The organism is Armatimonas sp. (genome assembly GCF_043757465.1).
Taxonomy (GTDB): Bacteria; Armatimonadota; Armatimonadia; order Armatimonadales; family Armatimonadaceae; genus Armatimonas.
The window spans coordinates 1-24,769 of the sequence record NZ_JAYVPL010000073.1 but is presented as its reverse complement, the minus strand read 5'-3'; the positions used below and the strand labels follow the sequence as shown (position 1 = coordinate 24,769).

The 24,769-nt window shown below is 59.7% G+C and carries 23 protein-coding genes; 16 read left to right on the top strand and 7 right to left on the bottom strand.

What is annotated here, in order from left to right:
- Window positions 1-82 precede the first annotated feature (82 nt).
- The 3 genes from ACH2ED_RS09395 to ACH2ED_RS09385 are packed head-to-tail and all read left to right on the top strand — an operon-like array spanning window position 83 to window position 2,352.
- Window positions 83-781, top strand: a complete 699-nt coding sequence (locus ACH2ED_RS09395; RefSeq protein WP_395090494.1) for a pirin family protein — start codon at window positions 83-85, stop codon at window positions 779-781.
- Window positions 782-817: 36 nt separating this feature from the next.
- A complete protein-coding gene (locus tag ACH2ED_RS09390) occupies window positions 818-1,264 on the top strand; it encodes a MarR family transcriptional regulator (protein WP_395090492.1) in 447 nt (148 codons plus the stop codon).
- 26 nt (window positions 1,265-1,290) lie between these two features.
- The gene (locus ACH2ED_RS09385; RefSeq protein ID WP_395090490.1) at window positions 1,291-2,352 is read left to right on the top strand and encodes a BMP family protein; all 1,062 of its coding nucleotides are present in this window, start codon (window positions 1,291-1,293) and stop codon (window positions 2,350-2,352) included.
- Between the two features lie 12 nt (window positions 2,353-2,364).
- Here the strand turns inward: ACH2ED_RS09385 and ACH2ED_RS09380 are convergent, their stop codons facing one another.
- From ACH2ED_RS09380 to ACH2ED_RS09360, 5 genes are all read right to left on the bottom strand, one after another.
- Entirely contained in the window at window positions 2,365-2,769 is a 405-nt protein-coding gene (locus ACH2ED_RS09380) for a ribonuclease HI family protein (RefSeq protein WP_309686835.1), read from the bottom strand.
- Window positions 2,770-2,787: 18 nt separating this feature from the next.
- The gene (locus ACH2ED_RS09375) at window positions 2,788-3,780 is read right to left on the bottom strand and encodes an SGNH/GDSL hydrolase family protein (RefSeq protein ID WP_395090488.1); all 993 of its coding nucleotides are present in this window, start codon (window positions 3,778-3,780) and stop codon (window positions 2,788-2,790) included.
- Window positions 3,781-3,782: 2 nt separating this feature from the next.
- Window positions 3,783-5,243 (bottom strand): DUF1501 domain-containing protein, encoded by a 1,461-nt coding sequence (locus ACH2ED_RS09370; protein ID WP_395090486.1) that lies wholly within the window; start codon window positions 5,241-5,243, stop codon window positions 3,783-3,785.
- 41 nt (window positions 5,244-5,284) lie between these two features.
- Complete coding sequence (locus tag ACH2ED_RS09365; RefSeq protein WP_395090484.1) at window positions 5,285-7,474, bottom strand: PSD1 and planctomycete cytochrome C domain-containing protein; 2,190 nt, start codon at window positions 7,472-7,474, stop codon at window positions 5,285-5,287.
- 166 nt (window positions 7,475-7,640) lie between these two features.
- Window positions 7,641-8,996 (bottom strand): alkaline phosphatase PhoX, encoded by a 1,356-nt coding sequence (locus ACH2ED_RS09360; protein ID WP_395090482.1) that lies wholly within the window; start codon window positions 8,994-8,996, stop codon window positions 7,641-7,643.
- Window positions 8,997-9,084: 88 nt separating this feature from the next.
- On the opposite strand from ACH2ED_RS09360, the gene ACH2ED_RS09355 reads away from it, so the two are divergent.
- The 8 genes from ACH2ED_RS09355 (at window position 9,085) to ACH2ED_RS09320 (ending at window position 17,446) form a co-directional block, all read left to right on the top strand.
- Window positions 9,085-9,528, top strand: coding sequence for a Fur family transcriptional regulator (locus ACH2ED_RS09355; RefSeq protein ID WP_395090480.1), 444 nt, complete (start codon window positions 9,085-9,087; stop codon window positions 9,526-9,528).
- A 37-nt stretch (window positions 9,529-9,565) separates the two neighbouring features.
- On the top strand, window positions 9,566-9,901 hold the full coding sequence (locus ACH2ED_RS09350; RefSeq protein WP_395090479.1) for a hypothetical protein: 336 nt from the start codon (window positions 9,566-9,568) through the stop codon (window positions 9,899-9,901).
- A 51-nt stretch (window positions 9,902-9,952) separates the two neighbouring features.
- Complete coding sequence (locus ACH2ED_RS09345; RefSeq protein ID WP_395090477.1) at window positions 9,953-12,421, top strand: TonB-dependent receptor domain-containing protein; 2,469 nt, start codon at window positions 9,953-9,955, stop codon at window positions 12,419-12,421.
- A gap of 4 nt (window positions 12,422-12,425) precedes the next feature.
- Window positions 12,426-13,265 carry an energy transducer TonB gene (locus ACH2ED_RS09340; RefSeq protein ID WP_395090475.1) on the top strand — a complete coding sequence of 280 codons (840 nt, stop codon included), beginning with the start codon at window positions 12,426-12,428 and terminating at the stop codon, window positions 13,263-13,265.
- 48 nt (window positions 13,266-13,313) lie between these two features.
- Entirely contained in the window at window positions 13,314-14,411 is a 1,098-nt protein-coding gene (locus tag ACH2ED_RS09335) for a multiheme c-type cytochrome (RefSeq protein ID WP_395090473.1), read from the top strand.
- A 177-nt stretch (window positions 14,412-14,588) separates the two neighbouring features.
- A complete protein-coding gene (locus ACH2ED_RS09330) occupies window positions 14,589-15,401 on the top strand; it encodes a DUF1559 domain-containing protein (protein WP_395090471.1) in 813 nt (270 codons plus the stop codon).
- 81 nt (window positions 15,402-15,482) lie between these two features.
- A complete protein-coding gene (locus tag ACH2ED_RS09325) occupies window positions 15,483-15,734 on the top strand; it encodes a hypothetical protein (RefSeq protein ID WP_395090469.1) in 252 nt (83 codons plus the stop codon).
- A 23-nt stretch (window positions 15,735-15,757) separates the two neighbouring features.
- Entirely contained in the window at window positions 15,758-17,446 is a 1,689-nt protein-coding gene (locus tag ACH2ED_RS09320) for a tetratricopeptide repeat protein (RefSeq protein WP_395090468.1), read from the top strand.
- On the opposite strand, the gene ACH2ED_RS09315 is transcribed toward ACH2ED_RS09320, so the two are convergent.
- The gene (locus ACH2ED_RS09315) at window positions 17,443-19,083 is read right to left on the bottom strand and encodes a CRTAC1 family protein (protein ID WP_395090466.1); all 1,641 of its coding nucleotides are present in this window, start codon (window positions 19,081-19,083) and stop codon (window positions 17,443-17,445) included. The genes ACH2ED_RS09320 and ACH2ED_RS09315 overlap by 4 nt on opposite strands.
- Window positions 19,084-19,119: 36 nt before the next feature.
- On the opposite strand from ACH2ED_RS09315, the gene ACH2ED_RS09310 reads away from it, so the two are divergent.
- The 5 genes from ACH2ED_RS09310 (at window position 19,120) to ACH2ED_RS09290 (ending at window position 24,266) form a co-directional block, all read left to right on the top strand.
- Entirely contained in the window at window positions 19,120-20,919 is a 1,800-nt protein-coding gene (locus tag ACH2ED_RS09310) for an ABC transporter ATP-binding protein (protein WP_395090464.1), read from the top strand.
- Between the two features lie 3 nt (window positions 20,920-20,922).
- Entirely contained in the window at window positions 20,923-21,897 is a 975-nt protein-coding gene (locus tag ACH2ED_RS09305) for a glycosyltransferase family 9 protein (RefSeq protein WP_395090462.1), read from the top strand.
- 66 nt (window positions 21,898-21,963) lie between these two features.
- Window positions 21,964-22,860, top strand: coding sequence for a nucleoside hydrolase (locus ACH2ED_RS09300; protein ID WP_395090461.1), 897 nt, complete (start codon window positions 21,964-21,966; stop codon window positions 22,858-22,860).
- Window positions 22,861-22,875: 15 nt separating this feature from the next.
- Window positions 22,876-23,670 (top strand): hypothetical protein, encoded by a 795-nt coding sequence (locus tag ACH2ED_RS09295; RefSeq protein WP_395090459.1) that lies wholly within the window; start codon window positions 22,876-22,878, stop codon window positions 23,668-23,670.
- Window positions 23,631-24,266 carry a hypothetical protein gene (locus ACH2ED_RS09290; protein ID WP_395090457.1) on the top strand — a complete coding sequence of 212 codons (636 nt, stop codon included), beginning with the start codon at window positions 23,631-23,633 and terminating at the stop codon, window positions 24,264-24,266. Before ACH2ED_RS09295 ends, ACH2ED_RS09290 begins: the two co-directional genes overlap by 40 nt.
- Here ACH2ED_RS09290 and ACH2ED_RS09285 read toward each other — a convergent pair.
- A complete protein-coding gene (locus ACH2ED_RS09285; protein ID WP_395090455.1) occupies window positions 24,241-24,531 on the bottom strand; it encodes a hypothetical protein in 291 nt (96 codons plus the stop codon). The genes ACH2ED_RS09290 and ACH2ED_RS09285 overlap by 26 nt on opposite strands.
- Window positions 24,532-24,769 lie beyond the last annotated feature (238 nt).

Genomic DNA, 24,769 nt, shown 5'->3' with positions numbered 1-24,769 from the left:
CGCTTCCAAGCAATTCTAAAATCATTCACAACTGGAACTATTTTAACCGTTTGGGGTTTAATAACTCTGGAGGATGACGAAGATGATGACAATACGGCGCTCTAACGAGCGAGGGCATGCAGATCGCGGGTGGCTCAATGCCTACCACTCTTTCTCGTTCAATACATACTACGATCCCACCAACATGGGCTTTGGGCCACTGCGGGTTATTAACGAGGACAAGTTCGGGCCGGGCCGGGGCTTTGGGATGCACCCGCACGAGAACATGGAGATTATTACCTACGTGCTCTCCGGGGCGCTGGTTCACGAGGATAATACCGGCGGCAAAGGCGTGCTGAAGCCCGGCGATATTCAGCGGATGAGCGCCGGGACCGGGGTCTTTCATAGCGAGGCCAACGCCTCCCCGACCGAGTGGCTCCACTTATTCCAGATCTGGATCGAGCCCAGTGTACTGGGAGCCGCACCCCGCTACGGCGAGAGCCACCTCTCGGAGAGCGAGAAGCGCGGCAAGTGGGCGGTGGTCGTCTCCGGCACGGGCCGCGACGGCGCGATGCACATCCACCAAGACGCCGAGCTTCTCACCACCATTCTGGAGCTTGGTGAGAGCCGCGAGCACACTCTGGCGGTGGGGCGGCGTGCCTACGTGCATGTGGTCTCCGGCGAGGTGAGTGTGAATGGGCAGGTTCTGAGCACGGGAGATGCGGGGAAGCTGGAGCAAGAGAGCCAGATAACTCTCCAGGCAAGTGCGCCCAGTGAGGTTCTCCTCTTTGATCTCCCGTAGGGGTCGCTCTGCCCTAGGGATTGGTATAATGCCCGCATGCCGACCCATTTTGAAGGACCTGACGATCAGAAACGGGCACTGGATACCTACATCAAGCTCATGCGCGCCGCCGAGTCCGTTGCGCGGCGCGCCCTCGTGCATGTCCAGGCAGCGGGACTTACGGAGGGACAGTTCGGGGTACTGGAAGCACTGCACCACCTGGGGCCGCTGAAACTCTCCGAGCTGGCCCGAAAGCACCTGCGGAGCCCGAACAACCTCACCGTTATTGTCAATAATCTAGAGAAAAATGGGCTGGTGGAGCGTCGGCGCTGCGCCACTGACCGCCGCATCATCTTTGTGCACCTGACTGGGGCGGGTGCGGAGGCGATTGCGCATCTCTTTCCGCTCCATGCCGCGGCGGTGGCGCAGGAGCTGGCGCTACTCACCAAGGAGGAGCAAGTCCTCCTCGATGGCCTGCTACGTCGGTTGGGCAAAGGTCAGTAGCCTGCATTCGACGGTATACTGCTGGCATGAACCGTCGTTATTTTCTTGCGCTGGGGCTCACGCTCTCAGGTGCGCTCCTGACAAGCTGCGATAAGAACAAGCCTACCGACTCTCCCAAGCCGACTCCGGGGACGGGCAAAGGTACGAATAAGCTCAAGGCCGGACTGGTCACGGACACCGGGGGGGTGGGAGATAAGTCGTTCAATGCACAGGCGTGGACAGGGCTCCAGGCAGCGCAAAAAGAGCTGGGCGCGGAGGTCAAGTATGTTGAATCCAAACAAAATGCGGACTATGTTGCCAATCTGACCAAGTTTGCAAAGGCGAAGTATGATGTGATCTTCGCCGTGGGTTTTCTGATGCAGGATGCTCTGCGTGAAGTAGCGGGCAACTACCCCAAGATCAAGTTTGCGATCATTGATGGCGATGCTCCTGCACTCTCTAACTGTGTTGCCTATAAGTTCCGTGAGGAAGAGGGCTCGTTTCTAGCCGGAGCACTCGCGGCATCTATGAGCAAGACGGGGGTTCTGGGATTTATCGGGGGGATGGAGATGCCACTCATCAAGAAGTTTGAGTTCGGCTATCAGGCAGGTGCCTACACCATCAAGCCAGAGATCCAGACCCGCGTTGCCTATGTGGGAGACTTCAATGACTCGCAAAAAGGCATGGAGCTAGCGCTCTCCCAAATGAGCGGGCAGGCAGATATTATCTACCATGCTGCGGGCAAGGCGGGCATTGGGGTCATCAAGGCGGCCCAGATCAAGGGGGAGGGCTTTTACGCAATTGGGGTTGACAAAGACCAAGACGATGAAGCGCCTGGGCGGGTACTGACTTCGATGGTCAAGCGCGTGGATGTCGCTGTTTTGGAGGTCTGCAAGAAAGTGGCCACGGATCGCTTCGAGAGCGGCGAGGTTATTTTAGGTCTCAAAGAGGGGGGCGTGGGCCTCTCCGAGATGAAGAACACAAAGGGCAAGGTTCCTGCGGAAGTGCTGAAGAAAATCGAGGAGCTTAAGCAACAGATCATTGACGAAAAGCTACACCCACCCTACGATGCCCGTGGCTTTCTGGATTTCACCAAGCCTGCGAGCTAGGCTGAGCTCCGTCTAAAGCGGCATTTTGACACCCTGGTTGGCAAGCTTGTCGGCCAGGGTGTTTTGTTCTCTGCGGACGTGCACCACTTTGGCTTTGTCGAACTTGCTCATCAGGCGCTTGGCCTCCGCGAAGAGCGGCTGCAGGTCGGCGGACTTCACGGCGTAGAGCCCGGCGATCTGCTTTGCCATCAGCTCGGAGTCCGTGCGCACTTCCACCTCGCTCGCGCCTTTGAGCAGCGCCTCTTGCAGGCCCCGTAGCAGCGCGGTGTACTCCGCCGCGTTATTCGTGGTGTCGGGAAGCCGCTCCGCCAGGGTGTGAAAGGGCTCCGCCTCGCCGTCGCGCCAGAACGCCACGCCAATGCCTGCGGTTCCGGGGTTACCCTTACTCGCCCCATCGGTGTGTAGAATAAACTTCATGCGGGGCATTGTATCGCGTCAGAACCTCATTGCTTCAAATGCTTGCGCGTAGAGCCAGTGGCCGAAGTCGTTGGGGTGGTTGATATTATTGCCCAGCAGCGACGGCTGATCTTTGCGCTTCAGAACCCACTCCCACGTACTAAACACATCCGCATAGGCACAGCCCGCCTCGCTCGCTGCTTGTTTTGTCGCCGCCGCGAACTGTGCCATACGGTGCGTCCCGTAGTGCCAGTCGTCGTTGGGGGGAAACGCCGAGAACAGCACCACGCTTGCGCCTTTACGCTCGCCAATCAGCTTCGTCAGTGTGACCAAATTACTCTTGAATACCTCTGGCTCCGCGCTTCCCCGGTTGTGATCGTTCATTCCAAAGCCAACAAGCACCAGATCGGGGCTCTCACAGGTTCCCAGCGTCGTTACGGGCCGTAGCGCTTCGGGTTTCTTGTCGAACCAGTCAGTGCCCTGCCGCGATGAGTACCCGGAGAGCGAGAGATCCTCTACCGTGATCGTCGCCTTCGGAAACTTCTTGCCAAGAGACGCCGCCCAGCGCCACTGAAAGCGCAGTGCGTCCTCCGAGGCTTCCCCGCCCGCCGTGATGCTATCGCCGTAGCTGACTATCTTAAACGCACCGCCCGTTTGGAGCTTTTTCTTCACGGTACTCAGAGCGCGACTCTGATCGTTGCGCCGTGCCCAGGGTGTTTTAGCGTTGGTCTTGTAGTCTACCCAGACAAACCACGGGTGGTTGGTAAAGCCCGGAAACTTCGTATGGTCAAAGTCCTTCTGGCCGTAGAGCATGTTGGTCGCAAAATCCGGAATGCGCGAGCCCGGGGTGCGCGCCAGAGTTCCCTTGGCGTAGTCCACCACATAGTCCTGGCCCTCGGTGTAGACCACGGAGCCCGGCTTCTCTGCGCGAAACGTACTACGGACGCTCACGCTGCCCTTAGCAATTCTCTCGACGCAGAACTTGCCCGGCTCGGTGCGCGTGAGCACGAAGCTCTCAGCGTGAATGTCCATATTTACGCCACGACTCCTCGGATGATACTGGTCGGTAGCACGCCGGTGAGCTTCTCATTGAGGCCGCCGTGGGGATAGGTCAGCCGTGTGTGATCCAGGCCCATCAGGTGCAGAATGGTCGCGTGTAAGTCTCGCAGGTGATGCCGATTGACCACCGCCGCCTCGCCGAGCTCATCAGTCTCGCCGTAGCTCGTGCCCGGTTTCACCCCCGCACCCGCCAGCCAGTAGGTGAAGCCCTTTGGGTTGTGATCGCGCCCGCCTGGCTTTCCACCCGTATTGAAGGTCTCTGAGACCGGCATGCGGCCGAACTCCCCACCCCAGACCACCAGTGTCTCGTCAAGCAAGCCGCGCTGCTCCAGATCCGCGAGCAGCGCGGCGATGGGCTGATCCACCTCCGGACAGTGTAATTTCAAGTTCTCCTCGATCCCGTGGTGCCCGTCCCAGGTGTTTTGCCCACCCGCTCCGCCGCCGCCTGAGTAGATCTGCACAAAGCGCACGCCCCGCTCCACCAGCCGCCGGGCCGTGAGGCACTGCCGTCCAAATGCCGCTGGGCCCTGTGCGAGCGAGTGCCAGGTGGGTTTAGGCGCGTTGATGCCGTACATTTCGAGCGTCCGCGAGTCCTCTTTCGAGAGATCCAGCGCTTCAGGAGCCGTGGTTTGCAGCTTAAAGGCCAGCTCATAGCTCGCAATCCGCGCTGAGAGCTCGGAGTAGCCCGGGTGGGATTTCTCATGCTCGGCATTCACGGCCTGCAAAAAGTCCAGCTCCCGCCGCTGCTGCTCCGGGCTGGTTCCAGCGGAGGGCTTGAGATTCACCATAGGCTGGCCGTCGGTGCGCAGAACAGTCCCCTGAAACCTCGCGGGCATGTAGCCACTGCTCCAGTTCGGTGCACCCGTGGTCGGGCCGCCGCGTGGATCAAGCATCACGACATAGTCCGGCAGGTTCTTATTGAGTGTCCCGAGGCCATAGCTTAGCCACGCGCCCAGCGACGGATGACCTTGCAGAATGCGCCCACTGTTCATCTGGAGTAGAGCGCTACCGTGTGCGAAAGAGTCGGAGTAGAGCGATTTCACCACGGCGAGTTTATCCATGTGCTGCGCAATATGGGGGAACGCATCCGAGCACCAGAGCCCCGATTTCCCATGCTGCTTGAAGCTGCGACGGCTTGCCTGGAGTGTAGCTTTGGTCTTTGTCCCGCGCCGGAACTCATTGTCAATGGTCTGGCCATCGCGTTTTTGTAGCTCGGGTTTGTAGTCAAAAAGATCTACTTGGCTTGGGCCACCGAACATGAACAAAAAAATGCAGGACTTGGCTTTCTTGCGCGTATTTTGCCTCCCCCCGGCCCCCTCCGGCTTCGCGAAGGAGGAGTCAGAGAGCATGCCGGCCAGGGCGAGGGCGGGAAAGCCCGCGCCCTGCTCCCAGAGCGGCGTGTGGCGCGGCAGAAGTCGGTGGTCTTCAGGGTTCATGTCAGCCCCCTAACCCCCGCCGGGCGGGGGTTAGGGGGTAATTAGTCCACATAGATTACCTCGTTGAGATTGAGCAGGGCGCGGCAGAGGCCGATCCAGTCGGCGCGGTCGGGTGTGGCCGAGAGCAGATGCTCGGCGGCGGCGCGCTCGGTGGGGCGTGGTGTGCGCTGCAGCGTGAGGGCAAAAGCGCGGGTGAGCTTGTCGGTGCCGCCCTCGGTTTCGAGGCGTGTGACGAGCGCCTCGGCCTGCTTCTGGACAAAGGCATCATTGAGGAGCATGAGTGCCTGCGGGGCCGTGGTTGTGATTGAGCGAACTCCGGCGGGCGAGGTGCTATTGGCGAAGTCCAGCGCATCGAGCAGCGGCACTTTCAGCGCACGCTTCACGACCAAATAGACACTGCGCCGGTTCTGCTCCGCCTCGGGGCTGTCTTTCCAGCCCGCGTTGGCAGGGTTGCCTGAGTCGCGAACCTCAGGCGGAAGGCTTGGGTAGGCACTGGGACCGCCTTGCTTAAAATTTAGCTGGCCGCTGATCGAGAGCAGCGTATCGCGTACGGCCTCGGCTTCGATGCGCCTCAGATTCTGCCGCCAGAGGAGCGTGTTGTCTTGGTCCACGTTGAGTGCTTTTGGATTGGCCGTGCGCGACGACATCCGATAGGCGCGGCTGGCGACAATGAGTTTGTGGAGCCGCTTGAGCTTCCAGCCGCCGCTGACGAGCTCCGAGGCGAGGTAGTCTAGCAGGGGTAAGTTGGTCGGGCGCAGGCCGACCTGCCCGAAGTCATCGGGAGTGGGGACGATGCCCCTCCCAAAGTGGTGCTGCCAGAGCCGGTTGGCCAGCACGCGCGCCGTGAGTGGGTTCTTATCACTTGCAATCCAGTTGGCGAGGAGCATCCGGCGACCTGTGGTGGGCGCGTTGTCGAGGAGCGTGGGAAGCGTGGGTGCGGGCAGGCCGAGCACTTCGGGGAAGGCGGGCATGACTTCGTCGCGTGGGGAGCCTACCTCGCCCCGAGCAAGAATAAAAGTCGGCTTGGCTTTAGGGCCGTTCTCATTCACCGCCAGCGCCTGCTCCGTCGGGTTGGCGAGAGGCCGCGTGATCTTGCCCGTGCCGCGCCCGCCGCCGCCGGTCTTGTGCTGGCCGTAGGGATCCACGCCGCGCAGAAAACTGAGCAGCGAGTAGTAGTCGCGCTGGCTCACGGGATCGTACTTGTGGTCGTGGCAGCGTGCACAGCCAATCGTGAGTCCGAGAAACGCCGCACCGGTCGTCACCATGACATCGTCCAGATCGTCGAACTCCGCCACCAGCGTGCTATCGGGCTCATCGTCCCAGACATGCAAGCGGAAGAAACCCGTGGCGATAATGCCCGCATCGCCGCTCCCCTCAAGCTCATCGCCCGCGAGCTGCTCTTTGATAAATCTATCGTAGGGCTTGTCGACATTGAACGCATCAATTACGTAGTCACGGTAGCGCCAGGCGTGGGGCTTGTCGCTGTCGCGCTCGTAGCCGTTGGTCTCGCCGTAGCGCACGAGATCCAGCCAGTGCCGCCCCCAGCGCTCCCCGTAGTGGGGCGAGGCGAGTAGCTTGTCTGTGAGCTGCGCCCACGCGGCGGCGGTTGGGGTACGCTCAAACGTCGCGACTTCCTCGGGGCTGGGTGGCAGTCCCCAGAGATCAAAGTAGAGCCGCCGCACTTGCTCACGCGGCGTCGCGGGAGGGCTGAGCGCCAGTCCCTTGGGCGTAAGTTTCGCCAGTAGCAATTTATCAATGCTTGTCGGTGCGGTGGGGGACTTGACTGGCTGGAATGCCCACCACTTTCGATCCGCCTCGCTGATGACAAAATCACGGCTCCGTAGCTTTGGCCCTAGTGCGGGGCTGGCCGCTGTTATCTTAGGCGCGACTCGCGGGTCGGGAGCACCGAGCTTTACCCATGCCTCCAGCGCAGCTTGCTCGCTGGCGGGAAGCAGGCCGGTGGGCGGCATCGGCGCGGTTTTGCTCTTAATGCGCTCGATCAGACGGCTTTTTTCGGGCTTGCCAGGCACAACAACCCCGCTGGCTTGCCAGCCGGTTTTGCTATCCAGGCGCAGGCCGCCTTGCTGTTTCTCCGCACCATGACAAGGTGTGCAGCGCTTGAGCAGCAGCGGTCGGATTTTTGCCTCGAAGAGCTGAGCACGGGCGGGAGGCGCGAGAAAGAGCAACAGGCCCAGTGCCAGAAACGCCTCAATGCGTGCAGTGTTTGTCATTGCACGCTTTATTTCAGCGACGTGGCAAGAATCTCCTTGTTGTCGCGTGCGTAGAGCGTCTCACCAATTCGTGTCGCCCTGACCGGAGATAACAAGGCGTTGATCCGAGAGCACCCGTGGCGTCGGGACATTAACCACAAACGCCCCATCGTATTTCCCAGAGCGGCTAGAATGGGCCGCGCTCCCATGGTCCCCAGATCGCCAGCGTGACGCCAGGAAGCTGTAGGTTCACAAAGAGCGTCTGGCCGTCAGGGGAGAAGCAGGCTCCAGCGAACTCGCTCTCTTCGTAGCCAAGATAGGCATTTCGGGCGAAGCTAAAGATCTCGCCTTTTTTTGTCAAGCCACGCAGGTAGCAATCCCCGCCGTAGGTGTCTTCGCAGAGCACCAAGCCGCCGCGCGGCGTGACGCAGAGATTATCCGGGTTCCATAAAACGCTCTTGGACTTAGACTCGAAGAGCAAGATCAGCTCGCCTTTATCCGCACCCTTGGGCTGGTAGCGCCACACCTGGCCCAGTTGTTTATCACCGCCCGTCGTGGCATTGATATAGACGTAGCCATTGCCCCACCAGCAGCCTTCGAGCCGCGCAAAAGTGGCCGCGCCTTTGGCTTTCCCGGACTCATAGACAGCTAGCGGGTTGGTTGAGGTGGCAGCAGGATCGGGGTCGTCAATATCTATCCAGACACACGCAAGCGGCTCACCAACGGTTTGCTTCTTGCGGAGATCGGCCTGGGGCTTACCCTCGACCACCAGCATCTGGAGCCGTCCGCCCTCGATAAGTTGCCCCGGCTTGGTCGGCAAAAAGCGATAGAATCCGGCGCTGGTGCGGTCCTCAGTCTCGTAGATAATCCCGGTGGCAGGGTCTACGGCAATCGCCTCGTGTACAAAGCGCCCCATGGCTTTGAGTGGTATGGGCATCACGGGGCTATCACTTGCAGCAGGGACCTCGAAGATATAGCCGTGTTCTCTCTCGAAGCCACCAATCGGCTTGCCTTTATCGTCTTTGCCTCGTGCCGCCCCGAGAGTTGTTTCCTCGCACGAGAGCCAGCTCCCCCACGGCGTGGGGCCGCCCGCACAGTTGGTGTGCGTTCCGGCTAGGCTAATATGGCTCTCTATCAGCTCGCGGGTTACTGGGTCAATCGTGAGGGTTGTCACTCCACCGCCCGCGCTTGTATCGTAGGCATGCTCGTCTTGGAGAATTGCGGTACCAGGCCGGGCGAGTGTGTTGGGAACCTCGTGGTTGCGCACCAGGCGCAGTTTGCCATTGACTAAAAACGCGCCCATTCCATCGTGCTTGGTGGGCGTGAGATTCCCATCGGTCATCCGGGTTCCCTGTCGCCCAAGCACGTTGTAGGAGAACCCCTCTGGCAGCTCTAAGAGCACCTCCCCCGTGTTGTGCGCCGCCGTGGGCACCAGATTCCCGTAGCCAAGTGCTACCGCGCTCCGGTCCAGCGCCAGCGCCCCACGGGTCACTAGGCCCGTCAGGCCAACTCCACCGCCCAGAAGAAGCTCTCTACGATTCATGTGCTTAGCGTACCCTCTCAGACACACTTACAGCTCAAGTGAGGATTAAGAAAACAGCTCCTCCATGATATAATTTTGCCTAGTAACGATGACTAAGGATGAGCGCCTCCAGTGGTTTGAAGCCACCCTTGAACGAGCGGGTATGCGACGAACGCTCCCACGACGGGTTCTTTTGCGCCTGCTAGCCGCCAGTGAGCGTCCTCTCTCTGCTCAAGATATTTATGAGCAGACCGGAGCGGATATTAATCTCGTTACGATCTACCGGACGCTGAATGAGCTTACCCGCCTAGAGTTACTCACCCGTACTGAGTTTGGCGAAGGCTTCTACCGCTACGAGCCCGCCCCTGGCCCCTCGGATACGGATCATCACCACCATCTGGTCTGTGATAGCTGTGGCTCGATTGCCGACTTTCGGGGCTGTATGGTAGATGCCATGCTCACCCAAACCTCTCTGCCCAATAACTTCCAGGTCGCCAGCCACACGCTGACGCTGCACGGAACCTGTGGGCGCTGTCAGACCTCCCCAAAGTAGTTTTTGTTATTGTGTTATAATAAACACACAAAGACATATGGCTACTACTTGCAAAAAACAACGAGTTCTAAAACGCCTCGCCTCTGTGGTCGCGGCGCTCTGGTTGTTCGTCTGCCTCTGGTGCCCTCTTACTCACTACAAAAGCCACACACCACAGCCTGAAGGGACACCCGCACACCTGACACTCGGTGCGGGAGATCCTTGTGCCATCTGTTCACTCCAAGCGGCCCCGACTGCTCTGGCAAGTTCCTCCCTCACACTTCCGGCCCCAACCGTGGCGCTCAAAACGTCGCGGGTAGCTCTCTTGCTTCCCACTACGGCTCTGATCTCTCCACGACACACCACGCGCGGCCCACCAAGCTCTCTCTCCTAAAAAAACATTTATCGTCGTCTTTCTTTTTCTTTTTCAGGAGTTTGATACCTCATGCGTCTTTCGTCTGTTGCCCGTTTTGGGCTTGTCCTTGCTCTTTCTGTCTCTCTTTCCGCCGCCGCCCATGCCGATGTGGTGGGCCGCTTAAAAATCAAAGTGCTCAACGCCGAGTCCGAGAAGCCGCTTGTCGGGGCTAAAATTATTCTCACCGACAGTGCGGGGGTACGCACCCCGCTGACGGTCACCACGGGAGCCGATGGCACGGCGCTCACTCCGCCGCTCGAAAATCGTGTCTGGAAGCTTTCGACATCCGGCGGGGAGTTCCAGAAGGACACCCAGTCCGTCACCGTGGTCGCCGATGCCACAACCGAGGTTGAGATTCTGCTGGAGCCTCTCAAAGAGAAGACCATCAAGATCACGGCGGAGCGGGATCGGATTCGTAGCGGCGATGCGTCCTCGGCAAAGTCTCTTTCGAGCGAGGCTGTTCAGAAGTTCCCGCTGACGGCAGGCAACCGCCAGAGCCTCACCAAGGCAGTGCGCGCGGTGCCCGGTTTTGCGGAGGACTCGGTGAACCAGGCCCACCCCCGCGCCGAGCACTCCGCGACCTCCATCTACCTCAACGGGTTTCTGCTTCCTGGCGCGTTTCAGGGCCGTGCGGGGCAGTTTCTTGCGCCAGATGCACTCCAGACCATTGATGTGATTACCGGGGGCTTTGCGCCCGAGTACGGCTCGGAGACGGCGGCGGCGCTGAACCTCACGCTACGCTCGGGGACGCTTGTGCCGTTTCGCTCTTTAACGGTGACAGGTGGTGGGTTTGGCACCGGAGAGACCAGCTTTACCGCAGGTGGTCAGACAGGCTCCGAGAAGAAAAAGCTGGGCTATCTCATCAACTACACGGGCCGCACCACCGACAATGCCATCGAGGCTCCCCAGCCTGATAAGCAAACCCGCCACAACGGCCAGACCTCCCAGACTCTCTTTGCCAACTTTGACTACGACCTCTCTAGCGCAGAGAAGCTCTCACTCACGGTCAACTCAGCTCCAGCGCGAACCCAAATAGCCAACCGCACGGGTCTGGGCGCAAAGTTTGAGCCCGTCGGGCAGGGCTTTGGCTACGGGGGGCTTAAAAACGCCAGCAGCGGCCTCGCCTCCCAGGACGCGCTGGGCCAAGACATCTATCAGCAAGACAACAACGGCTTTGGGACACTTCAGTACCGCAAGCAGCTCAATGCCAAGACCACAGCGGTTGTCACCTACGGCTCGTCGGAGTCCCAGCAGGATCTGCTCAACAACACAGCGAGCAATGGCGCGACAATCTCCTCCAGTAGTCTTGCTGCTGACTCGTCCATTGAGTTCCACCCGACTATCAAGCGCACGTACAACCAGAGCCAGCTTCAAGCCAACCTCACGCTCAATGAGGGTAAGCACACCTACAAGTTTGGCGGAATCTTCTCCGATCAGCGCGGCAACGAGAGCTACCAGATCGTCCCTGGCAGCCAGAGCGCACTCAATACCCTCCATGAGCTTGATGCGCGTCTTGTGGCTCCAGGTGGCAGCATGGTCGGCGATGATTATATCGTCGGAACTGCCACCGCCACGCCCACGCTTCGGGTCAAGCGCAAGGGCTACTACGGCGCGGCCTACGCCCAAGACACGTTTAAAGCCACTGAGAAGCTGACGGTCAACTACGGCCTGCGCCTGGACACCTTCAACTCACAGCAGACGGTAGATGGCACGGCGGGTGCGTCTCTCACCGCAACAGACCTCTCGCCGCGTGTGAACCTGGCTTACAGCGTGGCTCCTAAGACCATTGTCCGCGCCTCGTACAACCAGCTTTTCTCGCAGCCGCCACTGGCCCAAGGAGGGCTGATCGGAGAGGCAGTCAAGCCGCAGCGTGTCAAGATGATCGAAACCAGCCTAGAGCGCCAGCTCCCCCAGAATCAAACCATCAAGCTTGCCGCCTACCGCAAGTGGTTCCACGATCAGCTCGATACCGCGATCTTGATTCCGGGGACGCAGATAGGGGTGTTCTCGACGGTCAATATCAGCACGGGCTCGTTTGCCAATGGCCTGGAACTCTCTTATGATAAAACACCTAAAAACGGAGTCGGGCTAGGGAGTTTCTTCACCTGGGCCAATGCCATCAACAAGCTCGTGAATGGGGAAGAAGCCTACTCCGACCACGACCAGCTCAACACACTCTCGGGTGGCCTGAACTATGGCCTCAAGAATGGCTCGAATGTCGCCCTGAGTGCCTACTACGGCAGCGGCGCGTTTTCGTCCCCGATTATCAACCCGCAGGATGCGGATGCAACCGTGGACGGTGGCAAGAGGCAGGCGCGTGCGGAGTTCAACTTTCGCTACTCCACAGGCAGCAAACTCCTTCCCAATGGCCTCCAAGCTGACCTCTCCGTGGAGAACTTGCTCGACAGCCGTAGCGTGATGAACTTCAACTCGCCCTTCACCGGCACTCGCTTCCAGCAGGGTCGCCGCGTGATGCTCAGCCTCACCAGCAAGTTCTAAAGCTATGGAAATCCTGAAAGACAATCTTCGCCCACGCTTTGGTACCGCCCTCGGGCTCTCCCTCGCGTTCAATGCGGTGTTTCTTGTTGCCGTGATGCGCATCTCAATAGCCCATAGTGGCCACCGAGACTCGCATCCAGGGCCGCTGGAGCTTGTCTTTCAGGACTGTCCTGAGTGTAAAACGACCACCACGCCCGCTCCAAAAGCCACCCCAGCTCCTACTCTAACGAGCACTCCGCCGCCTTCCCCGCCCACGGCTCGTTCTCTCTCGCCCAAGCTTGCTCTCATGGCCTCATCAACACGCACCGCTCCTGCACCAGAGGAGCGCCCTGTTCTCACTGCTGTCGGTGGAGCTGCGGCAAAACCAGCTATCCCTACGCAAGCAGCTCAAGCGTCGCCCGTAGCAGCGCAAGCCACACCCGGTGCGCCTGCGGCAACCCCGAAGCCGACTCCAGAGCCTACCCCCACCCCGCGTCCCACCCCTAGGCCCACGCCGGAGCCAACTCCCACCCCGCGCCCGACACCCGCCCCGACTCCGAAGCCAACACCCGCTCCCACACCAAAGCCCTCTGGGCCAACACGTGAGGCCGAGCCGGGTCGCCAGGTTCAGCCCAGCATTCCTGACTCTCTCAAGAAAGGCGAGTTCAAGTCGTTTGTGCGCGTGGTAGTGGAGATCGAGGCCGATGGGAGCTTCGAGATCAGCCTACGCACGTCGTCGGGGAATACGGAGGTGGATCAGCGCGTGCTGGAGGCCCTCAAAAAATGGACGTGGAAGCCTGCTCTCAAGAATGGCCAAGCAGTTGCCAGCACCCAGCGCTTCAAGTTTGAGTTTGAGGTGCAATAACCACGATTCGCCCTAACTTCGCAGTAAAATTCGGTACAATCCCGCAAGATGCGCTACCGTACTGCTCCTGGGAAATTGTTCGGGCTGGGACTGACTCTGGTTCTGTTGGTCATGGCGGGCTGCCTGGGTGATCCCAGTCTGACACCCGCTTCTCCCAAACCAAAGGCCACTTTATTGACGACCGAAGCCTTTGTGGGCAATGCCGTCTGCGCCGAGTGCCACCCCGATATCGCTCGCAGCCACGGACAGAGCTACCATGCCCAGACCCTGAGCCTGCTCTCCGCACGCGACCTCGGAGCACGTGTGCCGCCCCGAGGCAACATTGCCCAATCAGAGTTCGTGCTCCATGAGACAGCGGGAGTGTTCACCGTTGCCGCTCCGGCCCTCTCGGATCAGAAAGTGCCACTGGATCTTGCCGTGGGGTCGGGGAAAACCGGAGTGACCTATGTCGCCTTTATGGACGATAACAAAATGGCGGAGTTTCGGATGAGCTACTTTCCGGTAAAAAAAAGCTGGTACATCACCCCCGGCCAGGAAAAGCTAGCACCAGGCTCTCTGGGCAAGGTGCACCCGGTAGCCAATGGGAAAAAATGCATGCTCTGCCACGCTGTCGCGGTACCGGAAACGGGTGGAAAGCCGCAGAAGCGCTTTTTCGGCGTCGGGTGTGAGTCCTGCCACGGTGCGGGGGCGGCGCATGTCACCGCCGCCCGCTCTGGCAAGTTCGACAGCGGGAAGATGGAATCTTTAGGGAAGCTTCCGGCGACCCGGCTCAACTTGCTGTGCGGGAAGTGCCACGGAACGCGCCAGGATGTCGAAGCGGCGCACCTTCCTAAATCTGTCAGCAACCGAATGCAGACCTACGGCCTGATGGAGAGTAAGTGCTTCCAGAAAAGCTCCGAGACGCTCTCCTGCCTCACCTGCCACAGCCCCCATGAGAACGCCAAGAGCGCAACCAGGGAACCCGCCTTCTACGAGCGCGCGTGCCTGACGTGCCACTCCGCGCAGGCCCCGCCGCAAAAGCCCTGCCCTGTCAACCCGACGGCTAAGTGCATCGGTTGCCACATGCCCGCGCGAAAGGCACTGGAAGGCTCTGCTATCCCTATGACTATGGCGGACCACAACATCCAAATCCTCCGAAAAAATTAACACGATTTTCACATATGGCATAGACATTGCTAAGATGACGTGGTATATATTGGTGTTAAGTCGGGCTCCTAAGAACGCTTCGAAGCGTCTCATCCTATGCTGGTCAATATCGCCCGATAGTGCTTGTGCACAAACACTGGAATCACTACGAAAACTTACTGAAATAAGAGGTTTTGAATGACTCGTTTTTCTTCTGCCAAAAAAGCGTTTACGCTGATTGAGCTTCTCGTCGTCATCGCGATTATCGCGATTCTCGCCGCTATCTTGTTCCCTGTCTTCGCGCAGGCGCGTGAGCGTGCTCGTGCTATCTCCTGCATCTCCAACCTCAAGCAGATCGGCCTTGGCTTGATGATGTATTCCCAGGACTACGACGAAACGCTGCCCGTGGCTTTCCCCGCCAACCCCCCTATCAACGGGGGCCTTCAAGCAGTCACTCCCTTTGAGTCCATGATCGAACCCTATACCAAGAACACGGACATGTGGAAGTGTCCTAGTGTCAACCGCACTGCAGGCGCAAACTACGGCCTGGGCAACTACTACGACGGCAAGTTCAACTTAGCGCCCAAGACCCGTACCTATAGCTCCGTAGGCCGCATCAACACCCGCCAGGCAAACGGAACCGACCAGAACACGGGTATGTCCAACTGGGGCGGCACGCCCACCGCACTCGCCGCGATGGATGCCCCCGCGGAGACCATCGAGGTTGTGGATGTCAACGGGGGAGATATCAACTACGGCTCGCCGTGGGGCTCGCTCTTCACCGGCTGCGACACCTGGAAGCTCGCCGGACGCAAGATTACCCAAGATGCCGCCACCTCGGGCAATTGTGCTGGTGCCTACAATTCCAACCCGGGAACCAAGGGACACATGGAGAATGGCAACTATGTCTTCTCTGATGGCCATGCCAAAGCACTGAACTGGGGAACCGTTCGTAAGAACGACTTCTACCTCTTCAAGAACGCCAAGCCCACTGTGATCTTCACCCCGTAGGCTCGCAGCACATCACTAACAAGACGTACCGCCTCTCTGATGCGGTGCGTCTTTATCTTTGATTGAAAAGGAAAACCTCTCATGACTAAAACACTCCGCTCTTCGCTTCTCCTCGCCCTCCTCGCGACCACGTTATGCCTGCTGGGCTGCCAGAAGGACGAAGTTGCCAAGGACTCGGCGGCAGCTATTACTGCAGATGCTAAGGCAGGAGGTACCCCCGCAGTCGTGCCCAGTGAGGCGAAAGGCCAGATGAATGCCGCCCTCAACGACCCCAACACGCCGCCTGAAGTGAAGGCGAAGATTAAAGCACAAATGGGCGGCGGCGGGCAGTAGGTTTTCGGTATACTCTGGCAAGTATGCCCGCACACCGTACCCGTTCTCAGGCCGCAGCGCGTCAACGACTCCGTTGGCTCGGTGCGGCCCTTGCTTTTTCCCTGCTCGGCCTGGGAGTACGCTCGGTCGTCCAGGCCAACCACGCCACCTGGCTCCGCGAGTCGTATCTTGATGAGCTGGAGCGCTACACCCTGAAATCGCCCAAAGATGGGCAGGCACTGGCGCTCCTGGGGGCGCGGCTCGCGGAGATCAACCGCTTCGCCGAAGCCGCGGAGGCTCTCTCCCTAGCCATTCAGACCGGAATGCGCGACGAGCTGCTCTGGCGGACATGGGCCGCGTGTCTGACGGCCTCCGGCCAGCGCCCTGCCGCGCGTGCCGTTCTCGAAGAGGCGCAAAAAGGCGGCGCCAGCAACACCGCCTCGGTTGCCGAAGCCCTCAAGCGTGCCGAAGCGCTTCCCAAGGGTGCCACGGACCTTGACATTGCCAAGGCGCTCTGCCCCCAAGGCCCCGGTGAAGTTACTCAGCGCTACTCACAGGGGAGCTATCTCAATAGCTACTCCGATGGCAAGGCGCGCCGCGACCGTGCGCACAGCGGCTTCTCCTACCGTGAGCGGCTCGCCCGTGCCAACCCGGACTCCCTAGAGGCGCAGCTTCTCTGGGCCGAAGCGCTCCGGCGCAACGGGCGCTACCAGGATGCAGAGCGGGCGGCACAAAAAGCACAGTCTCTTGCCCCGGACTCCCTTGAGGCGCAGCGCGTCTACGCCGATGTCTTGCTAGCGGGCGGCGCAGCGGTGAAAGCGGCGCTCCAGTACAAAAAAATACTTGCCAAGCGCCCGGACTGGCTCCCCGCAGTGGTGGGGCTGGGGCGGGCAGCGACGGAGAAAAAGCTCCACCGGCTCGCTCTGGAGAACCTGGAGAAAGCGGTCAAGCAGGCCCCGAGCAATATCGAGGTCTGGATCGCACTGGGCAAGGCGTACTTCTATCAGGGCCTGCGCTACGATCTCTCCCTGGCGGCGTACCAGAAAGCGGCCCAGCTTGACCCCGAGCGCACCGATTTCCTCACTCCGATGGCCGATGCCTACCGCGCCAACTACAAGCCCGCCGAGTCTGAGGCCCTGCTGCGCCGCCGCCTTGCCGCTGTTCCCCGCGATGCCCAGGCGCACTACATGCTGGGCTACCATCTGACCACGCAGCAGAGTACCCCCGCCCGCGTCGCCGAGGCGGAGAAGCACCTGCGCCTCTCGATCCAACTGGAGCCGGATGCCCTCACCGCCAAGCAGGCCCTCGCCCAGATTTTGCTCGATAAAAACGATGCCAAACAAGCTGCCGATGCGGGGATCTTGCTCACGGAAGTTCTTGAAGCGAAGCCGCGCGATATCAGTGCGCTACGGCTCATGGCACAAGCCTATCGCAAGATTGGCAAGCCGGAGAAAGCCAAGGAAGTGCAGGCAATCGCCACCGAGGTCTCTCGTGTCGAGGACGAAATCCGGCGGCTGGTTGAGCAGGAGCTGGCACACCCGGCAGACAGCGCCATCCACCAGAAGCTCTCTCAGCTCTACCGACAGACCGGGGAGCTGGAGAAGGCACGTCAGCAAGACGGCATGATCCAGATGCTCAAGACTCACCCCGAGCAGGCAGCACGCGGCCTTCAGGCGCTCATGGACGCCACGATGCGCGAGACGGCGGCGGTGGACACCTCGAAAAAACCCTAGCGCGGCGACTGGCCGGGCGCGAGGGTTAGGTAGCGCCCCGTGGGAAAGCCTTTCCAGGTCTCACTCTTGCCCGACGGCCAGCGCACAGTAAGACTCTGGGCTTGCCCCGTGCCTAGCCCAAAGTGCACACGGGAGTCGGAGGCGGAGAGATAGGAACCCGCACTCTGGCACTGACGCACACGGGTTTGTCCATCGGCAAGCTTCAGAGTAAGTACCGCACCGTAGCGCCCCCCACAGTCAAAGCCAACCCAACCCTGCGGGGTGCTCTCGTTGTGTAAGAGAAGCGGCTTGCCCTCACTGTCCACAATCAGCGCGTCCACGCGACCGTCGTTGTCAAAGTCGCCTACTGCTAGGCCACGGCCCACAATCGGCGCAAGATTGCCGATACCCGAGGTGGCTCCGGCATCGGTAAAATTTCCTTTCTGATTGTGCAAAAAAAGCGTCTTCTGGCGGTAGGTCGTGTCCTCGATCAGCTCGATATTGTCCTGCACATGGCCGTTGGTAATAATCAGATCCAGCCAGCCGTCGTTGTCCGCATCTAAAAACTTGCAGCCAAACGCAACATACGGCAGCGCCGCTTGCCCGATCCCAACGGCGTTGCTCTTGTCGCTGAACGCCTCGTCGCCGTCGTTGTGGTAGAGATTTTTCACTTCGTTGCGGAAAGTGGCCACAAAAAGATCGAGCTTGCCGTCGTTGTCGTAGTCGCCCCAGTCAATGCCCATTCCCCCATGAACTTTCCCCTCAGAGTCCGTCGCCACGCCCGATGCCTGCCCTGTGTTCTCGAACTTGCCACCGCCACGAGCACAGAACAGGTCCCCGGGTGCCTCATCGTTGGCGAGCGCCACACTGGTCAGCCCCTTGCCCGTAATATCAGCAAACGCCACCCCGAGCCCGCGCCCGTTCTGCGTGCTAAAGCCCGATGCCTGCGAGACATCCGTAAAAGTCTTGCCATTGCTTTGCCAGAGGGTGCCGCGTAGCCCGATATAGCGCGTGGGGCCGCAGGAGCTGAGCACCTCACCGTGCTTCTCCGTGCGGAACTTGCAGAGCTGCGGCTGCGTCGTCGTGCTGAACTGCGCATAGTTGGCGATATACAGATCCAGCTTCCCATCCCCATTGAGATCGGCAAACCCGCAGGAAGTCCCCCAGGGCTGGGGTTTTAGTCCCGAGAGCGCGGTGACATCTGCGAAGCGCTTTCCCGACTCATTGTGCAGCAAGCGTCCCTCACGGTAGCCAGAGAGGTAGAGATCCGGGAAGCCGTCGCCGTCGTAGTCGCCCACCGCGCAGCCCAGAAAGTAGCCCGACAAGCTCCCTAAGACCGAGGCCGTCACCTCCGTGAAGTGCCCTTTGCCGTCGCCCTGAAACAGTGCAGGCTTTGGGCCCACCAGCAGGATATCTAAGTTGCCATCGTTATTAAAGTCCAGAAAGGCGCACCCATTGCCAATGGTCTGAAGGATTGTCAGAGGACGCTTTCCCGGGGCAGTCCAGGTGTACTTCACCCCGGATGCCTCCGCGACTTCAGCAAAACGAACGCCGGACGGCGGAGCAGCGGGCTGAGCCGGAGCCAGGGGCTTCTGGCAGCCCGAAGCCAGGGTAAGGAAAGAAAGGGCGGTGAGTAAGCGATGGCGGCGTAGGTGCATATCAGGACATTTTATCAGTTACGGTACAATCCCCACATGGGTTTTCGCATGGGGGGGCCGGGCGGGGCGGGCGGAGCGCCGAAGAAGCCAAATCCGGAGACGATCAAGCGGGTATTCGGGATTTTTGTTCCGTACCGTAGCCAGCTTGCGTTTATTTGTGTGCTTGTTTTGGTCTCCGCAGGAGTGGGGCTACTCCCGCCAGCGTATCTACGGACTATCGTAGATGAAGGATTTGGGAAGAAAGACTTTGAGGTCGTGACGCACTACACGCTCCTCACGCTCCTTACCACCATTGCATCCAGCGGCTTCTCCCTCTGGTTTGGGTATCTCTCGGTGCTGGTGGGCCAGAAGATCATGCGCGATCTGCGGCTCAATCTCTTCGACCACTTGCAGGGCATGAGCCTGCGCTTCTTCACGAGCACGCGCACGGGCGAGATTCAATCACGCCTCATCTCCGATGTGGGTGGGGTTCAGGGCGTGCTCTCGGACACGATCGCCAACTTCCTCAATAACATCACCGTCGTCATTTCCACGCTCATCGTCATGATCGCACTGGACTGGCGACTCACCCTTTTAGCGCTGAGCATTCTGCCGATCTTTGCTATTGTCTCGGCCAAGCTCGGGATGAAGATGGGCGAGATGCGCAAAATCTCGGCGGGGCAGAACGCGGATCTCTCGGCGACGATGCAGGAAACCCTCTCTGTTTCGGGCGTGCTTCTCACCAAGACAAGCGGGCAGCAGGTGCGGACACTGGCAAAATTTGCCAAAGAGAACGAGGCGCTCACGGCCACGCAAATCATGCAGTCCACGATCATGCGGATCTTTTTCAGCCTGATTCCCCTGACGTTCTCTCTCACGCCCGCACTGGTCTACTGGCTGGCGGGTTACTTTATGGCCCACGGCGAGAAGCTCACCGTGGGGCTAATCGTCGCGTTCACGGCGCTCCAGGGGCGGCTTTTCTTCCCGCTCACCAGCCTCTTCAATGTGCAAGTCGAAGTGCTCACCGCAATGGGGCTCTTTGAGCGCATCTTTGAGTACATGAACCTGAAGCAAGAGATTCAGAACCCCGATCCCAAAGACGCCATCGCACTCGCGGCCTCGGAGGTTCGTGGGGAGGTGCGCTTCGAGAGTGTCTCGTTCGCCTACGACGACAAGCAGACGCTCTCCGAGATTACGTTCACCGCCCAGCCGGGCCAGCTTATCGCGCTGGTCGGACACAGCGGCTCGGGCAAAACCACCATGACCTATCTGATCCCGCGCCTCTACGACGCCGACTCGGGCACCGTTCGCATAGACGGCCACGAGATCAAGCGTCTCCCGCTGGCAACACTGGGGCAAGCTATCGGGGTGGTGACACAGGAAACCTACCTGGTCCACGACACCATCCGCGAAAACTTAAGATATGGTCGCCCCGACGCCACCGATGAACAGCTCATTGCCGCCGCGCAGGCCGCCGCGATTCATGAGCACATCGCCAGCCTCCCGGCGGGCTACGATACCGTTGTCGGGGAGCGTGGCTACAAGCTCTCGGGCGGGGAGAAGCAGCGCATCGCCATCGCCCGCGCCATCCTCAAGAACCCACAGATTCTGATTTTGGATGAAGCCACAAGCGCACTGGACACCCAGAGTGAGCGCCTGATCCAGGATGCCCTCACCGGGCTGTCCAAAGGCCGCACGACCTTTGCCATCGCCCACCGCCTCTCGACCATTCTCGCCGCTGATTTGATTCTCGTGATGGAGGCTGGAAAGATCGTCGAGCGCGGCACCCACACCGAGCTTTTAGAGAAAAACGGGGTCTACGCCCAGCTCCACGCCGCACAGTTCACGGTAGAATAGGCCATGCGCATTGTCGTTGTCACCAAGCACAAGTACATGGGCGACACGCTCATTGCCACGCCGCTCCTGCGGGGCATCAAGCAAGCCTACCCGGACAGCCACGTGACTCTGGCGGCAGGCGCGGCGGCGATTCAGCTTCTGGAAAATTGCCCCTACACGGACTCGCTTATCGCCTACAAAAAAGACGATGGACTGCTCACACTCGCCCAAAAACTCGCCAAGCCTGATATCTGCTTTCTCGTAGACCGCTCTTTTCGTGCCGGAATGCTCGGCGTGGCGTGCGGCGCGAAGCAGCGCGTGGGCTTCAACGCCGAGGGGCGAGGCTTTCTGCTCACGCACCGCGTCCCGTATCTCTGGGATAAGCGCGAGATTGTCGCCTACTTAGACTTGCTGCAAGCTATTGCACTCGGAACCTACGATCCGTCGCCGATTCTCTGGGTGCGTGATGACGAAAAAGCCGCTGCAACAGCACGGTTAGCTAGTGAAGGAGAGCGCTTTATTGGGATGCAGCCCGGAGCCAACGACCCCTATGTTCGGGAGTGGAAAGCCGAGCACTATGCGCTTGTCGGGGATCGGCTGAGTGAGAAATACGGTGCGCGGGTGGTTCTCTTTGGCACCGACACAGAGCGTAAGGCCGCCGACGCCGTGGCGGCGCAGATGACCCACACGCCGCTGATGCTCGCTGGACAGACCAAGCTACGCGAGGCCATGGCGCTCATCTCCTGCTGCGAGCTATGGATAGGCAACGATGGCGGCCTCTTGCATCTTGCCGCAGGAGTTGGGCTACCTACCGTGGGAATCTTCGGCCCCACCAAGTACGCCCGCTGGCACTACGACGGCCCGCGCCACCGAAGCCTCGCATCCCATGTGCCTCCTGGCATAAAAGTCACCGATGATGCCATTCGCGCCGGACTCGACGCGATCACACCGGATCGGGTAGAACAAGCCGCACAGGAGCTCGTTGGACACTCGCTCTGATGGGTTTCGCCCCCGTTCATGGGGGCGAAACCCACCGGGGCGATAAAAATAGAGAATAGACTCAATATGACCTCAATTATCTTTGACACTGACATGGGCAACGACGTGGACGATGCCCTTGCCCTCGCCGTTCTCCACAGCTTGCAGAGCCGGGGGGCGTGCAAGATTCTCGCCGTCACTCTCACCCGCGTGGACCCGTGGTCGGCTCGCTACACCGATGCGGTCAATACGTTCTATGGCCGCCCCGAGATTCCCATCGGAGTGAAGCGCGACGGCAAGCCCGCCGATCCGAGCGCCTACCTGCGCGTGGCGGAGAAGTTCCCCCACCGCATCAACCCGGACAAAGCCCCCGATGCCGTGGACTTGATCCGCAAGACCCTCCAAGCCCAACCCGACGGCTCTGTCGCGATTGCACAAGTGGGCTTTTTCTCCAACCTCGCCAAGCTGCTCGACGATCCCAAAGACCGTGACTTGGTCTTGAAGAAAGTCAAGGTGCTCTCGATCATGGCGGGCGCGTTTGCAACGGTGGAGAGCAACAATCACTTCTGCGAGTACAACGTGACGCAAGACATTCCCGCCGCCCAGAAGCTCGCCAAAGACTGGCCCACGTCTATTATCTGGGGTGGCTTTGAGATCGGTGACGCCCTGCGCTACCCGCTCAAGAGCATCGAGCAAGATTTTGGCTATGTTCCCGCCCACCCGATCCCGCTGGCCTACAAAGTCTACTGTCAGCCCGGTGAGGAGCGCCCCTGCTGGGATCTGGCAAGCTGCCTCTACGCCGCCCAGCCCGACCGCGACTACTTCGCCCTCTCGCCCCACGGCCAGGTCACCGTCGAAGGCGACGGCTTCACGCGCTTTACTCCCAAAAACGGCGGGCGAGATCGTTTTCTGATCCTCGACCCTGTGCGCCGCACCCGCGTCCTCGAAACTCTCGTCCAGCTCACCAGCCAGCCTCCCAAATAGGGGATAAAATAACCCATGGCTATCGGGCAACGATTTCTCTTTGGCTGTGTCGGAGTGCCGATTCTGCTCATTGCGGGCTGTGTGGGCAAGATGGCCCTCGACAAAGCCCTCTACGAGCTGCCCGGCGAGGTGCTGCGCTCGTCGGTGCCGCCCACGCAAAAGCTCGACTCCGCAACGCAAGTCGCGGAGGCACTGGATGCCTATGTCCAGCCCCGCTTTGAGATCCTACGTGATAAAAACTTCGGCGCGATTCGCATTGTCTACCGCAAGCACGCCGGAATCGTCCAGCTAAAAGTGGATAGCGACGCGGAGAAAACCCAGCTCGCCAATATCAACGCCACAGGCCGTGACTACGCCATCGGTCTTTTCCACGGTGCCCCCAAGCCCAACCGAACCCATGCCTCAGAGCGACTAGAGCTACTCTATTTCAACCAGAATCAGCTTGTCAAAGACTGGGATCATGTCATGATGACCGAGAACACGGAGAAGCTCCTTAAAACCAACCGGCTGGATTTTGAGGCACTCGAAAAAACCGCACAAGACGAGATACAGACGCTACTTTCAGGCAAAGAGAAGCGCACGCAGCAAGGCGAGTGGACGGTTCTGATGCGTCCCGTTCTCGCTGCCAAACCTGAGTGCCTGAGCTGCCACACGGGTGCCAAACTAAACGCCACGCTCGGCGTGATGGTCTATGCCGTCCGCAACTCGTGCCCAATGGGGCACGACGGGTCTAAGGATCGCTGCCTCCCCGTTCCACGATACAATTGCGTATGGGCACTTCCGATGATGGCGCGTTCCTACGAGCACTGAGCCACACAAGCCTTGGGCTGGTTCCCTTGGTTCTGGCTGTGGTATTTGGCGTGGCGGCCTACCAAATTCAACAACGCTGGCGGATGCAGCGACATCCTCCGCTCCTGCTCGGACTGATCGTGGTCTGGGTCTTTCTGCTCACCAACGTCCTGCTGACACTCGCGGGGCTCTTCCATGTCGGCTGCGCACAGCTAACAGGCCGACGTGCGGGCTGCCACGCCGTCATGAAATCGCTCGGTGAGGCCGCGATGCAGTATGCTCAAGACTACGACGACACCTTCCCGCCTGTGGCGCACTGGGAAGTGGCGCTGAAACCGTATCTGAAAATACCGCTCAAATGCCCGTCGGTGAAGCGGGGGTCAAGCTACGCGATGAACAAAGCTCTCAGCAAGAAAAAGCTAGAGGCGCTGGAGAACCCCGCCGAAGTCATACTTTTTTTCGAGAGCGACAACGGCACAACGGTCGCCCAGAAACGGCATGGCGGCAGCCAAAACTTCACCTTCGCCGATGGTCACGCGAAACGCGTCTCAGAGAACAACCAGAAAGTGTTGGCATGGGACACCTTCAAGCCTACGAAAAAGGCGTCACGGCGATAAATTCCATGCTCTGCGCCAGAACCCAGCCTTCCAGCCCATACGACGACGCGATTTCAAAGCCACGCACTTCGTTCTCACTAAGATACGCTTCCAGATTTGCTTGAAGCTTCCCTTCGATTTGTGGCCAGCCGTAGGGACGGCCTGCGTCGAAAAGCACTTTATGGTCGGTCAGGATGTTGGCAGTCGCAACTTCCTCAATACCAAAAATAATGTTCACCAGCGTATCTTGCTGAAAGTGGTAGGCAAAGACGCCATGAAAGACCACGTCGGTGTACTCGTAAGGGTCGGTAATAAGCGCGACATCCCGAAACTCCGTGTGCAGTCGAATCTCGCGCTTTTAGCAGAGCACTTCGTAGGAAACCAGAAGTAACTGCTCAGGTCTTGCCTGAGTGCCTATCTTACAGTATACTCCCAGCCAAGAATGAACCGAGAGGAATTTGACAGACTTACCCGAGAAGATCCCGATGCCATCTGGAAGATCATCGCGGATCTCGCGGCACAAG